The 12907-nt window shown below is 69.9% G+C and carries 13 protein-coding genes; 11 read left to right on the forward strand and 2 right to left on the reverse strand.

From position 1 onward, the window contains the following. Positions 1–46: 46 nt before the first annotated feature. The 8 genes from AC6LJ5_RS01300 to AC6LJ5_RS01335 all read left to right on the forward strand — a co-directional run bounded on the left by AC6LJ5_RS01300 (position 47) and on the right by AC6LJ5_RS01335 (position 7688). The gene (locus AC6LJ5_RS01300; RefSeq protein ID WP_103274843.1) at positions 47–847 is read left to right on the forward strand and encodes an SDR family NAD(P)-dependent oxidoreductase; all 801 of its coding nucleotides are present in this window, start codon (positions 47–49) and stop codon (positions 845–847) included. A gap of 29 nt (positions 848–876) precedes the next feature. Further along, entirely contained in the window at positions 877–1290 is a 414-nt protein-coding gene (locus AC6LJ5_RS01305) for a PaaI family thioesterase (protein ID WP_498139625.1), read from the forward strand. Positions 1291–1548: 258 nt separating this feature from the next. Further along, positions 1549–2328, forward strand: coding sequence for a ribonuclease T2 family protein (locus AC6LJ5_RS01310; protein WP_103274841.1), 780 nt, complete (start codon positions 1549–1551; stop codon positions 2326–2328). 180 nt (positions 2329–2508) lie between these two features. Continuing rightward, positions 2509–3279 carry a DUF899 domain-containing protein gene (locus AC6LJ5_RS01315; protein ID WP_498139626.1) on the forward strand — a complete coding sequence of 257 codons (771 nt, stop codon included), beginning with the start codon at positions 2509–2511 and terminating at the stop codon, positions 3277–3279. Then, a complete protein-coding gene (locus AC6LJ5_RS01320; protein WP_498139627.1) occupies positions 3276–3578 on the forward strand; it encodes a hypothetical protein in 303 nt (100 codons plus the stop codon). Before AC6LJ5_RS01315 ends, AC6LJ5_RS01320 begins: the two co-directional genes overlap by 4 nt. 42 nt (positions 3579–3620) lie before the next feature. Next, positions 3621–4292, forward strand: a complete 672-nt coding sequence (locus tag AC6LJ5_RS01325) for a TetR/AcrR family transcriptional regulator (protein ID WP_103274839.1) — start codon at positions 3621–3623, stop codon at positions 4290–4292. A 26-nt stretch (positions 4293–4318) separates the two neighbouring features. After that, on the forward strand, positions 4319–6022 hold the full coding sequence (locus tag AC6LJ5_RS01330) for an acyl-CoA dehydrogenase family protein (protein WP_498139667.1): 1704 nt from the start codon (positions 4319–4321) through the stop codon (positions 6020–6022). Positions 6023–6080: 58 nt separating this feature from the next. Continuing rightward, entirely contained in the window at positions 6081–7688 is a 1608-nt protein-coding gene (locus AC6LJ5_RS01335) for a 4-hydroxyphenylacetate 3-hydroxylase family protein (RefSeq protein ID WP_498139628.1), read from the forward strand. Here AC6LJ5_RS01335 and AC6LJ5_RS01340 read toward each other — a convergent pair. After that, on the reverse strand, positions 7678–9081 hold the full coding sequence (locus tag AC6LJ5_RS01340; RefSeq protein WP_498139629.1) for a 3-deoxy-D-arabino-heptulosonate 7-phosphate synthase: 1404 nt from the start codon (positions 9079–9081) through the stop codon (positions 7678–7680). The genes AC6LJ5_RS01335 and AC6LJ5_RS01340 overlap by 11 nt on opposite strands. 150 nt (positions 9082–9231) lie before the next feature. Further along, complete coding sequence (locus AC6LJ5_RS01345) at positions 9232–10482, reverse strand: MFS transporter (protein ID WP_498139630.1); 1251 nt, start codon at positions 10480–10482, stop codon at positions 9232–9234. Positions 10483–10601: 119 nt separating this feature from the next. On the opposite strand from AC6LJ5_RS01345, the gene AC6LJ5_RS01350 reads away from it, so the two are divergent. From AC6LJ5_RS01350 to AC6LJ5_RS01360, 3 genes are all read left to right on the forward strand, one after another. Further along, entirely contained in the window at positions 10602–11174 is a 573-nt protein-coding gene (locus AC6LJ5_RS01350) for a TetR/AcrR family transcriptional regulator (protein ID WP_103274834.1), read from the forward strand. A gap of 59 nt (positions 11175–11233) precedes the next feature. Next, on the forward strand, positions 11234–11857 hold the full coding sequence (locus tag AC6LJ5_RS01355; protein WP_103274833.1) for a TetR/AcrR family transcriptional regulator: 624 nt from the start codon (positions 11234–11236) through the stop codon (positions 11855–11857). Positions 11858–11934: 77 nt separating this feature from the next. Beyond that, the gene (locus tag AC6LJ5_RS01360; protein WP_392410198.1) at positions 11935–12816 is read left to right on the forward strand and encodes an NAD(P)-dependent oxidoreductase; all 882 of its coding nucleotides are present in this window, start codon (positions 11935–11937) and stop codon (positions 12814–12816) included. Positions 12817–12907 lie beyond the last annotated feature (91 nt).

Genomic DNA, 12907 nt, shown 5'->3' on the forward strand with positions numbered 1-12907 from the left:
CATGCTTGCCATGGACGGGTTCCGTCCGCCTTCAAGGAGCAATACCATGGCACACACTCATCCCGGCACGGCGCTCGTCACGGGCGCTTCCAGCGGCATCGGCGCGCTGTACGCGGACCGGCTGGCGCAGCGCGGCTATGACCTGATCCTGGTCGCGCGCAACCGCGAGCGGCTGAACGCGTTGGCCAACACCATCAGCACGCGCAGCGGCCGCGCGGTCGAGGTGCTGCCGGCCGACCTGGGCGACCGCGCCGCGCTGGCGCGGGTGGAGGATCTGCTGCGCGAAGACGCCAGCATCACGCTGCTGGTGAATAACGCCGGCATCGGCACGCATACGCCGCTGCTGCAAAGCGACGTGGAGCAGATGACCCGCATGGTCGATCTGAACGTGACCGCGCCGATGCGGCTGGCCTATGCCGTGGCGCCTGCCTTCGTGGCGCGCGGCCGGGGCGCGATCATCAACATCGCGTCCATCGTGGCCATCGCGCCGGAACTGCTGAACGGCGTCTATGGCGGCAGCAAGGCCTTCGTGCTGGCGTTCAGCCAGTCGCTGCGGCACGAACTGGCCGCCGCCGGCGTGCAGGTGCAGGCCGTCCTGCCGGGCGCCACCGCCACCGATTTCTGGGCCATCGGCGGGCGACCGGTGGAGAACCTGGATCCGCGCATTGTGATGCGCGCCGAGGACCTGGTGGATGCGGCGCTGCTGGGCTTCGAGCGTGGCGAGGCGGTCACCATCCCCTCGCTGCATGCCGGCGAGAAATGGGATGCCTATGACGCCGCGCGCCTGGCCATGGCTGGCCAGCTGTCCAGCAATACCGTTGCGCCGCGCTATGCGGCAGCCCGTTGACGCAAGCCTCGATCCAGGGAGCACGCTTCATGCCACGCAACACCGAAACCGTCGAAAGCCTGTTCGAACGCCAGCGCGGCACGCTGCCGGATACCTTCGGCCTGCGGCCGCTGAGAATCGCGGACGGACGCATGAGCATGGAAATGACCCTCGCACCATGGATGATGGCGCCCAACGGCTACCTGCATGCGGCCACGCAGGTATTGCTGGCGGATACCTGCGCGGGCTACGCGACGCTGGCGCATCTGCCCGAGGGGGCCAAGGGCTTCACCACGCTGGAGCTGAAATCCAACTTCCTGGGCACGGCGAAGGAAGGCGTGCTGAGCGTGGAGGCCGTGGCCGAACACCTGGGGCGTTCGACCCAGGTGTGGTCCGCGACCGTGGTGGACGGAAAGGGACGCAGGTTGTCGCTGTTCCGCTGCTCGCAGATCATCCTGTGGTGACGGGGGCGCCGATCCCGGCCGGGATCGGCCTTGCGCGGGAGCGCGGTCCCGGTACGCCTGGCCTCGGCGCGCCGCGCGCATCCAGGCAGTAGCGGCGGGTAGGGGGCGGGATGGCGGTCATCCAGAAAGCTCAGCAATGGCGGGCGCTCGCCTGGCGCCTGGGCGGGACGCCTGTCATATTCCAGTCGCACAATCGGGGCGTTCTGGATTAAAAAAAGAGTCTTGCGCCGGACGTCCGGCCTACCGGGAGGAATCGTCATGGACCGCAACCGTCGGCATGCCGCCAGCAGGCGCGCATGGATCTTCATCGCGCTGTTGTCGGCGGTCCCCGCCGCGGCCTCGGCCCAGGAAGTCTGCGCCTTGCCCGCCACCATCGAGCGCGCTTCGCCCAAGCGCGTGGACTACGTCAACAAGGACCTGCCCACGGACTACCTGGCGCTGGTGCTGTCCTGGTCGCCCGAGCACTGCGAGACCCAGCGCAACCGGCCCGAGGGGCAGCGGCAGAAGCAGTCGTTCCAATGCTTTTCCGGCAACCGCTTTGAATGGGTGGTGCATGGCCTGTGGCCCCAGAACGGCCAGGCCCGCTCGGGCCGCGATCACCCGCGCAACTGCGAGGCCGCCGGCGCTGTGCCCGCGTCCGTGCTCAAGCAGCATCTGTGCATGATGCCGGGCGTGGAGCTGATGCAGAACGAATGGCAGGCGCATGGCACCTGCGGCTGGCGTTCGCCGGAGCGCTATTTCGCGGACATCCAGGCCGTGTACGGCACGCTGCATCGCCCCACCGTGCGCGACATGGCGGGCAAGAACGCCGACCTGTCGCCCAACCGCCTGCTCGACGCCACGGCGGGGGACGTCAAGCAGGCCTTCCTGCGGCTCAACCCGACGCTGCCGGCAGACAGCCTGCGCGTCAGCGTGGCCTCGAACAACCGGCTCAGGGAATTGTGGGTCTGCCTGGGCAAGGATCTGAAGCCGATGGCATGCCCGACGCGCGGGACGCCCGATGGGCAGCGGATCAAGATCAGGACGCCAATGCAGTGACTCGGCGTCGCTCGTGGCGGCGCGTATGCCAGGCGCATCTGGCGTAGCGCGGGAATGCGTGTTGGCTGGATACGCGCCAGACTTGTTACTCCCGCCGCGCGGCCGATCGGCCGCAATATCTCTCCCGACAACCCCGCAAGCGCCAAGCGCGGCGCGAGCACGGACACCAAGGAGAGAGCAATGCAAGCGCACAAGATCGGAACACGCGAGCAATGGCTGGCCGCCAGGCTGGAACTGCTGGACGCGGAAAAGAAACTGACGCGGCAGGGCGACGAGGTGGCGCGGCAGCGCCAGGCCTTGCCGTGGGTGCGGCTGGACAAGACCTACCGTCTGCAGACCGATGCCGGCAGCGCCACGCTGGCCGACCTGTTCCAGGGCCGTTCGCAGCTGCTGGTCTATCACTTCATGTTCGGGCCGGACTACAAGGCGGGCTGCCCGTCCTGCTCGTCGATCGCCGACGGTTTCAACGGCATCGTCACGCATCTGGCGCATCACGACGTGATGCTGTGGGCGGTGTCGCGCGCGCCGCTGGACAAGCTTCAGATCTACAAGCGGCGCATGGGCTGGACCTTCCCGTGGGCCTCGTCGGCCGGCAGCGATTTCAACTACGACTTCAATGCCTCGTTCACCGAGACCCAGCAGCGCGAAGGGCCGGAATACAACTTCCGGCGCGACGATCCCGCCATGAAGCTGGCGACCGCCGCGGCGCCGCCGCCGGAATTCGTGTCCTGGGCGGCGACGACCGGCACCGACCCGTCCACCTACCTGCGCGAACGCGAGGGCATGAGCGCCTTCGTGCTGCAGGACGGCGTGGTCTACCACAGCTATTCCTCGTACTCGCGCGGCACGGACGCGATCTGGGGCATGTACGCCTGGCTGGACCGCGCGCCGAAAGGGCACAACGAGAGCGGCATGTGGCTGCGCCGCCGCGACGAATACGGCCAGCCATGAAGCGCCTGGCCGACAGCCTGTGCCTGGCCGCCGCGCCGGTCTTCGCGGCGATGGCCGCGCTGGCCGCCTGGCACGGCGATCCGGCCATGCGGATGCTGTGCGGGGGCGATGCCTGGCGGGTCGACGGCATGGCCTGGATGTACGCATTGATGAGCGCATTCCATGCCGCGCCGTGGCTCAGGTGGCTCGCGGGCCGGCAGGACCGGACCCGGCGGGCCATGCCCGAGGTTCGCGCCTTGTCGCCGCATCAGGGGAATCCCGGGGGAAGGACGAATTCCTTGTACGCCCCAAAGAAATGAACTAGGATTCATTGAATCGTGTGAATCCAGGTTCATTTCTTCATGGCCTACCGTCAGACCCCCGAAGTCGAAGCCCGTCTCCAGGACAACCGCAGCCGCATCCTGCAAGCCGCCCGCGCGCTGGTGAGCGAAGGCGGCTGGACCGAGGCGCAGGTCGCCAGCGTGGCGGCGGCGGCCGGCATCGCCACCGGCACGGTGTACCGGTACTTCCCATCCAAGGCGGAACTGTTCGCCGAGGTGCTGGCGCTGGTCTCGCAGCGCGAGGTGGACGTGCTGGCCGCCATCGCCCGGGCGGACGGCGGCGCCACCGTGCGGCTGCATTCGGCGGTGGCGACCTTCGTCAAGCGCGCCATGCGCAATCCAAGGCTGGCCTATGCGCTGATCGCCGAGCCCTGCGACAAGGAAATCGACGAGGTACGACTGACCTATCGCGCCGCCATCAGCGAAACAATCCGCGCCATCGTCGCCGAGGGGCAGGCCGCCGGCGAGATGCGCGCCGACGTGCGGGCGGACATCGCCGCCACCGTGATAGTGGGCGGCTTCATGGAAGGCCTGATCGGTCCCTTGTCGCCGCTGAACCGCCAGCAGGAATCGCAGGCCGAAGCCTATCGCCACGATGTCGCCGTGCTGGCCGACCAGATCGCCACGCTGGCCTGCGCCAGCGTGGCCGCCGCTGCCGGCGCCTTACGGCAGCTACCCCGGAGACGCGCATGAACGACCCCCTGCCTTGCGCCGCGCTGATGGCCGGCTCCGCCCCGGACGCGACGCCCGTCGACCGCTACCGCACCCATGCGGTCCTGAACCAGGCCGAACCGGCCTGCGGTTTCAATGCCTACACCGGCGACGCGGTGCTGCGGGCCGCCATCGCGCGCGAAGCGCCGTGGGCGCAATCGCGCTGCGCGGCGCTGGGCGCGCTGGCCGGCGACGAACAGACACAGGAGTTGGCGCGGCTGGCCAACCGGCATGCGCCCGAGCTGAAGACGCATGACCGTTACGGCAACCGCATCGACTGGGTGGAATTTCACCCCAGCTGGCACGCGCTGATGACGCTGGCCTGGAAGCACGAGGTGCCGAACCTGGCCTGGCGCGCCGACGCGCCGGGCGGCCACTATGCGCGCGCCGTGCTGTCGTACCTGTGGAACCAGGTGGAGCACGGCACCGGCTGTCCCACGGGCATGGCCTACGCCGCCCATGCGGGTTTCGAGGCCGAGCCGGCGCTGGCGGTCTGGAAGCGGAAGTCGCTGGGCACCGAATACGAGTTCAGCCGGCGCGAGGTCGGCGACAAGCCGTCCGTGGTCATCGGCTACGCCATGACCGAGAAGCAGGGCGGCTCGGACCTGCGCCAGACGCAGACCATGGCGCGCTACTCGCACACGGACGATTACCACGGCGCGGCCGCGCACTGGTATGAACTGACGGGCCACAAGTGGTTCTGTTCGGTGCCGCAATCGGACGGCTTTTTCACGCTGGCCAAGGTGGACGGCGGCGTCACCTGCTTCTTCCTGCCGCGCACCTTGCCCGATGGTTCCTACAACCGCTTCTACGTGCAGCGCCTGAAGGACAAGGCGGGCAACCGCTCCAACGCCTCCAGTGAAGTGGAGTACGCCGGCACGCTGGCGATCCGCGTGGGCGAGGAGGGCAAGGGCATCCGCGAGATCCTGTCGCACTCGCACCTGACGCGGCTGGATTTCGCGGTCGGCTCGGCCGGCCTCATGCGGCAGGCGCTGACGCTGGCGCTGCGGCACACGATGACGCGCGGTGCGTTCGGCACGCCCATCGCCGACCGGCCCATGATGACCAACGTGCTGGCGGACATGGCGGTGGAGGTCGAGGCCTGCACGCTGATGGCGTTGCGCGTGGCCCGGGCCGCGGACGGGATGCGCGACAGCGAGCACGAGCGCCTGCTGGCCCGCGTGGCCACGCCGGCCGCCAAGTACTTCAACTGCTCGCGCGCGCCGTCGATCGCCTATGAGGCGCTGCAATGCCATGGCGGCAATGGCTTCATCGAGGAGAACCCGATGGCCCGCGTCTACCGCGAAGCGCCGCTGAACAGCGTCTGGGAAGGCACGGCCAACATGATGTGCATGGACGTGCGCCGCGCCATGGCCAGGGATGCGCGGACGCTGGACGCGCTGTTCGATGAATTGCGGCCGCTGGCCGGCCAGGACGCGCGCTTCGACGCGCTGGTCCGGCATGTTGGCCGGCTGGCGCGCGACGCGGCGCGGGATGAGTTCCTGGCGCGTCCCATGACCGAGGCGGTGGCGCGCGCGCTGCAAGGCGCCGAGCTGTTGCGCCACGGCACGGACGAGGTCGTGGACGCGTTCCTGGATACACGCGGTCCCGACGCGGCGGGCGCCTGGGGATCGCACTACGGCACGCTGGCCGGCAGGACCGGCCAGGCCGCCGCGCAACGCATCTTGCGGCGGGCCGACGTGGCGGGCTGATGGCCGGCGGCATGCCTGCCGCCGTTTCTGCTGGTGAACCTGGAGACAGGAGGTGGAGATGAATGCGCTGCATGAAGCCGCAATGCCCAGCCGGGCCGAGCTGATGTCCGGCGACGACTACCGCGAATCGCTGCGCGGCTACCGGCCCCGGGTCTATGTGGACGGCCGCCAGGTCGAGAGCGTCGCGGACGAGCCGTCCCTGCGGCCGGGCGTCAATGCCCTGGCCTACACCTATGATTTCGCGCGGCGCGCGGAGGTCGCGCCCATCGCCCTGGCCACGCAGTCGCGGCGCAACCGCGTGGTCAGCCGGATGCTGCACATCAACGAGTCGTCCGGCGACCTGCTGAACAAGCTGGAAGCGGTGCGCGCGCTGTGCCAGGAAACCGGCTGCGCCCAGCGCTATCTGGCGCATGACGCGCTCAATGGCATCGGGCAGGCCGTGGCGCGGATCGACGACGCCACGGGCGGCACGGAACACCGCGCGCGCTTCGAGGCCTATCTGGCGCATGCGCAGGACCGCGATCTGTCGCTGGGCGTGGCGATGACGGACGCCAAGGGCGACCGCAGCCTCAAGCCGCACCAGCAGCCCAATCCCGACGCCTATGTGCGCGTGGTCGAGCGCAACGCGCGCGGCATCGTCATCAGCGGCGCCAAGGCCATCGTGACGGGCGGCCCGTACATGCACGAGCTGCTGGTCATGCCCAGCCGCAACATGGGAGCCGAGGACGCGGACTTCGCGGTCTGTTGCGCGGTGCGCGTGGACGAGCCCGGCATCACCCTGGTGTCGCGTCCGGCCGGACGCCCCGGCGAGAAGCTGGAACACGGCGATGCGCTGTTCTCGCGCAAGTACGGCCAGGCCACGGCCGTGGTGCTGTTCGACCGGGTGTTCGTGCCCTGGGAGCGCGTGTTCTACGCGGGGGACTGGGAGCACAGCCATGTGCTGACCTACAGCTATGCCACCCACCACCGCCACAGCTGCATCGCGGCAAGGGCGGGATTCGGCGACCTCTTGATCGGCGCCGGCGCGCTGATGTGCGAGGCCAACGGGCTGGATCCGGACGTCAAGGCCAATCTGCGCGAGCCGATGGTGGAGCTGATCAAGATCACGGAAGGCTTCTACGCCTGTGGCGTCGCGGCCAGCGTCTATGCCGCGCGCGATGAATACAGCGGCTCGTTCATGCCGGACCCGGTGTTCAGCAATATCGGCAAGCTGCTGCTGGCCACGCAGATCTACGACATGCACCGGCTGGCGCACGAGGTGTCCGGCGGGCTGATCGTCGCCTTGCCCGGCCCGGACGAAGATCACAACCCCGCCACGGCCGCCCGGCTGTCGGAGGCGCTGCAGGCCAATCCTGCCGTGCCCTACGACCGTCGCATCCAGACGGCGCGCTTCATCGAGGACCTGACCGCCTCGTACCAGGGCGGCTGGTATTCGGTCATCAGCCTGCACGGCGGCGGTTCGCCGGCGGCGATGAAGCAGGAGATCTGGCGCAACTATCCCCTGGGTTCCAAGGTGGAACTGGTGGAACGCCTGCTGGAGCGGGGCGTGCTGCATGACGAGGCGCGCGCGGCCACGAAGAACCGCCAGCCCGGACGCTGCTGCGACATGGGGTGCAGCGCGCCAGGGCAGCCCATCATGGTGCCCTTGCCCGCGCTCAAGCGTTGATCGACGCAAGCAGATCGTCGGGATGCACCATCAGCTCGCGCGCCAGCCGGCGGGTGGCGCCCAGATTCAGCATGGCTTGCCAGCGCGGGTTCTGCCGCAGGTCCTGCCACAGCGGTTCGAGCATGCGCGCGTCGGCCGGCTCGCCGGCGGCCAGCAGGGCGGCGTAGGCCAGGCTGGGCGGCGCGGACAGCAGCTGCATGCGGCTGGCGGCGTTGAGCGCCGGCGTCCAGGTTTCGTCGGGCGCGTCGCAGCAGTACAGCACGGCGTCGGCCAGATTCTCCATTTCCTGCGGCAGCGCGCGCAGCGAGGCGCCGCGCAGCCGGACCTGGCCTTGCTGCGTGGCGCAGGAATAGGACGCGTCCGGTTCGGCCTGGGCCAGCAGGCGCAAGCCGCGCAACAGGCGCGGCAGGTCGGTCGTGGCGGCGTCCACGGAGGCCTTGGCCTCGATGAGCAGGCAGACATCCCAAAGCGGCGTCTCGTTCGCGTTGCCGTCGGCGCGGCGCAGCAGCACCGCGTCCCACTCGGTCTTGGCGCGGTCGGCATTGGCGGCCAGGGCCGATGGCACGCGCAGCGAGGTCACCACGCGGTAGCCGGGCGATGCGTCGCCATGGCGTGATTCGGAAGGGGACGCCTGGTCCAGATGCCGCGCCAGCGCTTCGAGCGCGCGCGCGGCCAGGATCTCGACCGCGACGCCGCGTTGCCTGGCCAGCAGGCCTTGCGCATTGGCCTCTTCGCTGCCGGAGCGCGGGCCTTGTTTCTCGCGGATCGCTTCGTACTGCCGCACCCGCGGGTCCGACGCCAGCGCGTCGAGCCGTTGCAGGCGGGCGAGCGCTGGGGCGTCGAGCAGCGCGCGCAGCGCGGACGCGAGGTCCGCGTCGGTGTGGACCTGCGGCAGATTCAGCAACGCTTGCGCGGTCTGCGCCGCCTGCTGCCATGATCCCGAAGAAACCTCGGCGTGCAGACGCGCCAGGGATTCGCGTCCCGCGCCGGGCGCCAGGCGCGGCGGCTTGGCCGGATGCGCGACGGTGTTGATGGCGGCGCGCAGCTGGCGCTGGTCGGCGGCTTCCTGGCGGCGCAGTTCCAGGTATTCACGGACGACGGGGTGGCGGTATTCCAGCAGCGCGCCCTGGAACACGGGGTCGCCGGCATCGGGGCGCAGGGCCTCGTCGATGAGCGCGGCCAGCGCGTCGATGAACGCGTGGCGCACTGCGCCATCGGGCGCTTGGGCAGAAGCGTCGGCGGCCTGCAGCGGTTCGATGGCGCGCGCCAGCCGCGCGATGGGGCTGTCCGGATCGGGCTGCGCGACGGCGCCAGGGGCCGGCCTGGCCGTGCTCCGATAGCGCCGGGGTATGGCGCGCAGGATGGCGGCGAGCGTGGCGGAAGGCTGGTTCATGGCGTGTCGGTCGGGCGCGGAAAAGAAGCTGTCGTCGCCGCGCTCGCGCATCCCGCGAGCGCGGCGGCGGGACCAGCAATGATAAGCCGGGACCGTTGTTGCGATTGCCTGCCCCGCAAACGTGGCGCCGGCGCGGCGCGCGTCAGCGATTCACAGCGGCTGGCCGGCAGCCGCCTGCCGCAGGCAGGCGCGTCGCCGCGTCACGGCCAGCACGATGGCCGCCATCGCCAGCGCGAGGATGATCGCGCCATACGCGTCGGCCGCCGCCAGCAGCCCGGCGCGCTGCGCCATGTAGCCCGCGATCATGGTCGGCACACTGTTGGCCAGATAGCTCTCGACATAGAACGCGCCCATCAGGCCGGCGCGTTCGTGCGGCTCTGCCAGCGGCAGCACGGTGCGCACCGCGCCCAGGAAGGTGGCGCCGAAACCCAGGCCGGCGACGATGGAACCGGCCAGCAGCAGGGCGGGGTAGCCGGCGTTGGCGGCGATCAGGATCAGCAGCAGTCCGGACGCCAGCGCGATTTCACCGGACAGCAGGGTGCGGAAGGTGCCGACCCGGCGCAGCGCGACCAGGGCGATGGCGACGGCGCCGCTCAGCGTCAGCGCCGTCACGGCGAAACCGCCGAGCCAGGGCGAACGGGCCTGCGTGGCCGAGACGATCAGCGACGGCATCAGCGACAGGTAGAAGCCGCCCAGCATCCATACCGCGACATTGGCTGGCGTGACGCCGAGCAGCGCCTTGCGGGCCTGCGGCGGCACGGTGATGCGGGGACGCAGGCTGGCCCAGGCGCCGTCGCGGCGCGTCGCGGTCTCGGGCACGCGCCACAGCAGCGCCAGCGCCAGCAGGAAGAGCGCGAGCAGCAGCGCGTAGACGGTATGCAGCGGATCGGGCGCGTGCACCAGCAGCGCCGTGCTGCCCAGCGCGCCGGCCGCCATGCCGATCATGGGCGAGATGCCGTTGATCAGCGCGCCGCGCTCGCGGTTCAGGTCCAGCAGCGCGGCGCCCACCGAGGCCGTCGCAAGCCCCGTGGCCGCGCCTTGCAGCAGGCGCGCGCCGACCAGCCAGCCGGGGCCCGAGGCCAGCAGGAAACCGCACATGGCCACGCTCTGCAACAGCAGCGCCAGCGCGATCACCGGACGCCGGCCGATGTGATCGGACAGCCGGCCGGCGGTCAGCAGCGCCGTCAGCAAGGCCAGCGCGTAAGCGCCGAAGACGACAGTGAGCAGCGTGGCGCTGAATCCCCATTCCTGCTGGTAGACGCGGTACAGCGGCGTGGGCGCCGCCGAGGCCGCCAGGAAGGACATCAGTACGAAGGCGTGGAAGGCGGTGGCGCCGCGACGCGATAGCTTGCCCGGTTGGATGACGGGGCAGGCCAGGGATTCGGATGAGGTCGTGGACATGGCGCGCCTTTAAATGCAAAATATTTGCGTTAGTGAGAATACAAGATCACGCTCACTAACGCAAATATTTTGCTTTAGTGAATTGGCGCATAAGCATATCCATGACGGCAGGACCAGGCATGACCGACAAATCAGGGCCACGCCCCGGCGGGCGCAGCGCGCGCGTGCAGGCCGCGGTGCACCAGGCGGTGCGCGAATTGCAGCGGGAACAGGGCCGCGATGGGCTGACGGTGCCTGCGGTGGCGGCGCGCGCGGGCGTGACCCCGTCGACCATCTATCGCCGCTGGGGCGACCTGTCGCAGTTGCTGGCGGACGTGGCGGTGGAGCAGTTGCAGCCCGAGCAGGCGCCGCCCGACACCGGTTCGTTCTACGGCGATCTGCTGGCCTGGCTGGAACAGTACTTCGACGAAATGTCCTCGGTGCCCGGGCGCGCCATGCTGCGCGACGTGCTGGGCACGCCGGGCCACGAAGGGGCCGGCAAGTGCGACGGCTTCACGCGCCAGCAGATCGAGGCGATCCGCGAGCGCGCCATCGGCCGGGGCGAGCAGGCCGCCGAGGCGGAGCAGATCATCACGCGCGTGGTGGCGCCGCTCATGTATGGCGTGCTGTTCGCCAACCAGGCGCCGAGCGCCGCCAGGATGCTGGCGCTGGTTCGGGAAGTGGAGGCCGCCCGGCGCGCCGGCGCGGCGTGAATCCGCGCGCCGTGATTCGTGCTAAATTGGAAAACGTTCATTTCCATTTTTGAGATCCCATGCCAGATCGCACGACCGATACCGCCAGCGCGTCCCGCGCCAGGGGCCGGCCGCGCGAGTTCGACATGGAACAGGCGCTGGACCGGGCCGTGGACGTGTTCAGTCAGCGCGGCTACCACGGCACCTCCATTGGCGACCTGGCGCGCGGCACCGAGCTGGCGCAGGGCAGCCTGTACAAGGCGTTCAAGGACAAGCACGCGTTGTTCCTGGCAGCGCTGGACCACTACCGCGCGCGCCGCGTCGAAGGCATGGCGCGAGCCATCGGCGCTGGCGGCAGCGGGCGCGAACGACTGCGCAGGTTGCTGGCCTTCTACGCCGAATCGTCGCAAGGCCGGCAGGGCCGGCAGGGCTGCCTGGTGGTCGAGAGCGCGGCGGAGCTGTCGTTCTTCGACGAGGACGTGGCCGAACGCGTGACCACGGCGCTGGGCCGCAACGAGGCGCTGCTGGCCGGTCTTATCCGGGAAGGGCAGGAAGACGGCTCGCTGGCCGCGCATATCGATCCGGCAGACGCTGCCCGCATGTTGTTGTGCCTGGTGCAAGGCATGCGCGTGGTCGGCAAGACGGGCCGCCGGCGGCAGGACATGCTGGCGGTGGTGGACATGGCGCTCAAGGCGCTGGAATGACCGGCCGCCGGGAGGGTCCCGCCGGCTTTTTTTTGCCAATTTAGGAAATAAATATTTCCAATTAAGGAGCAGCAACCATGAAGACGATCGCTTTCCTGGGTCTGGGCACGATGGGCCTGCCGATGGCCGCCAACCTGCTGCGCGCGGGCTATGTCGTGCGCGCCTGGAACCGTTCGCCCGCGCCGCTCGGGAAACTGGCGGCGCTGGGCGCGCAGGCGGCGGCCAGCCCGGCCGAGGCCGCCGCGGGCGCCGATGCGCTGGTGTCCATGCTGGCCGACGACGCGGCCACGCGTTATGCGGTGCTGGAGGCCGGCGCGCTGGCCGCGCTGGCCCCCGGCGCGGTGCACGTCAACATGGCCACCGTGTCGGTGGCGCTGGCGGCCGAGCTGGCGCGGTTGCATGGCGAGCGCGGCGTGGCCTATGTGGCGGCGCCGGTGCTGGGCCGGGTCAACGTGGCCGAGGCCGGCCAGCTCAATATCCTGGCGGCCGGCGAGGCGCGGGCGCTGCTGGCGGTGCAGCCGCTGTTCGACGCGATGGGCCGCAAGACCTGGTATTTCGGCGAACGTCCCGAGCAGGCCAACGCCGTCAAGCTGGCGGTGAACTTCATGATCGGCAGCGCCATCGGCGCCATGAGCGAAGCGGTTGCCCTGGTGCGCGGTTACGACGTGGACAAGGCGGCCTTCCTGGAGATGGCCACGTCCACCGCATTCGCCGCGCCGGTGTACCAGGGTTATGGGCAGGCCATCGCCGAAGAGCGCTTCGAGCCGGCCGGCTTCAAGCTGGCGCTGGGCCTGAAGGACCTGCGCCTGGCGCAGGAAGCGGCCGAGCAGGTGCACGTGCCGCTGCAACTGGCCGGCGTGCTGCGCGATGCGCACATCGAGAGCCTGGCGCGCGGCGAGGGCCAGCTGGACTGGGCCGCCCTGTCGCGCACGCCGGCGCGGCGGGCCGGGCTGGAGTAAGGCGTCGGGGCGAGCCGCTCCTGATCAGGCGGGCGCCGCGCGCGCCTGCCGCCGCCATCGCGGCAAACCACAAGTGATCTTCCTGTCCCCT

The sequence above is a fragment of the Achromobacter sp. 1011791174 genome (genome assembly GCF_059760925.1).

Bases quoted from the DNA above. Each gene is read 5' to 3' on its own strand.
- AC6LJ5_RS01350 (WP_103274834.1), top strand. From the start codon at position 10,602: ATGACCGACAAATCAGGGCCACGCCCCGGCGGGCGCAGCGCGCGCGTG.
- AC6LJ5_RS01320 (WP_498139627.1), top strand. From the start codon at position 3,276: ATGAAGCGCCTGGCCGACAGCCTGTGCCTGGCCGCCGCGCCGGTCTTC.
- AC6LJ5_RS01330 (WP_498139667.1), top strand. From the start codon at position 4,319: ATGGCCGGCTCCGCCCCGGACGCGACGCCCGTCGACCGCTACCGCACC.
- AC6LJ5_RS01360 (WP_392410198.1), top strand. From the start codon at position 11,935: ATGAAGACGATCGCTTTCCTGGGTCTGGGCACGATGGGCCTGCCGATG.
- AC6LJ5_RS01315 (WP_498139626.1), top strand. From the start codon at position 2,509: ATGCAAGCGCACAAGATCGGAACACGCGAGCAATGGCTGGCCGCCAGG.
- AC6LJ5_RS01345 (WP_498139630.1), bottom strand. From the start codon at position 10,482: ATGTCCACGACCTCATCCGAATCCCTGGCCTGCCCCGTCATCCAACCG.
- AC6LJ5_RS01305 (WP_498139625.1), top strand. From the start codon at position 877: ATGCCACGCAACACCGAAACCGTCGAAAGCCTGTTCGAACGCCAGCGC.
- AC6LJ5_RS01355 (WP_103274833.1), top strand. From the start codon at position 11,234: ATGCCAGATCGCACGACCGATACCGCCAGCGCGTCCCGCGCCAGGGGC.
- AC6LJ5_RS01340 (WP_498139629.1), bottom strand. From the start codon at position 9,081: ATGAACCAGCCTTCCGCCACGCTCGCCGCCATCCTGCGCGCCATACCC.
- AC6LJ5_RS01335 (WP_498139628.1), top strand. From the start codon at position 6,081: ATGAATGCGCTGCATGAAGCCGCAATGCCCAGCCGGGCCGAGCTGATG.
- AC6LJ5_RS01310 (WP_103274841.1), top strand. From the start codon at position 1,549: ATGGACCGCAACCGTCGGCATGCCGCCAGCAGGCGCGCATGGATCTTC.
- AC6LJ5_RS01300 (WP_103274843.1), top strand. From the start codon at position 47: ATGGCACACACTCATCCCGGCACGGCGCTCGTCACGGGCGCTTCCAGC.
- AC6LJ5_RS01325 (WP_103274839.1), top strand. From the start codon at position 3,621: ATGGCCTACCGTCAGACCCCCGAAGTCGAAGCCCGTCTCCAGGACAAC.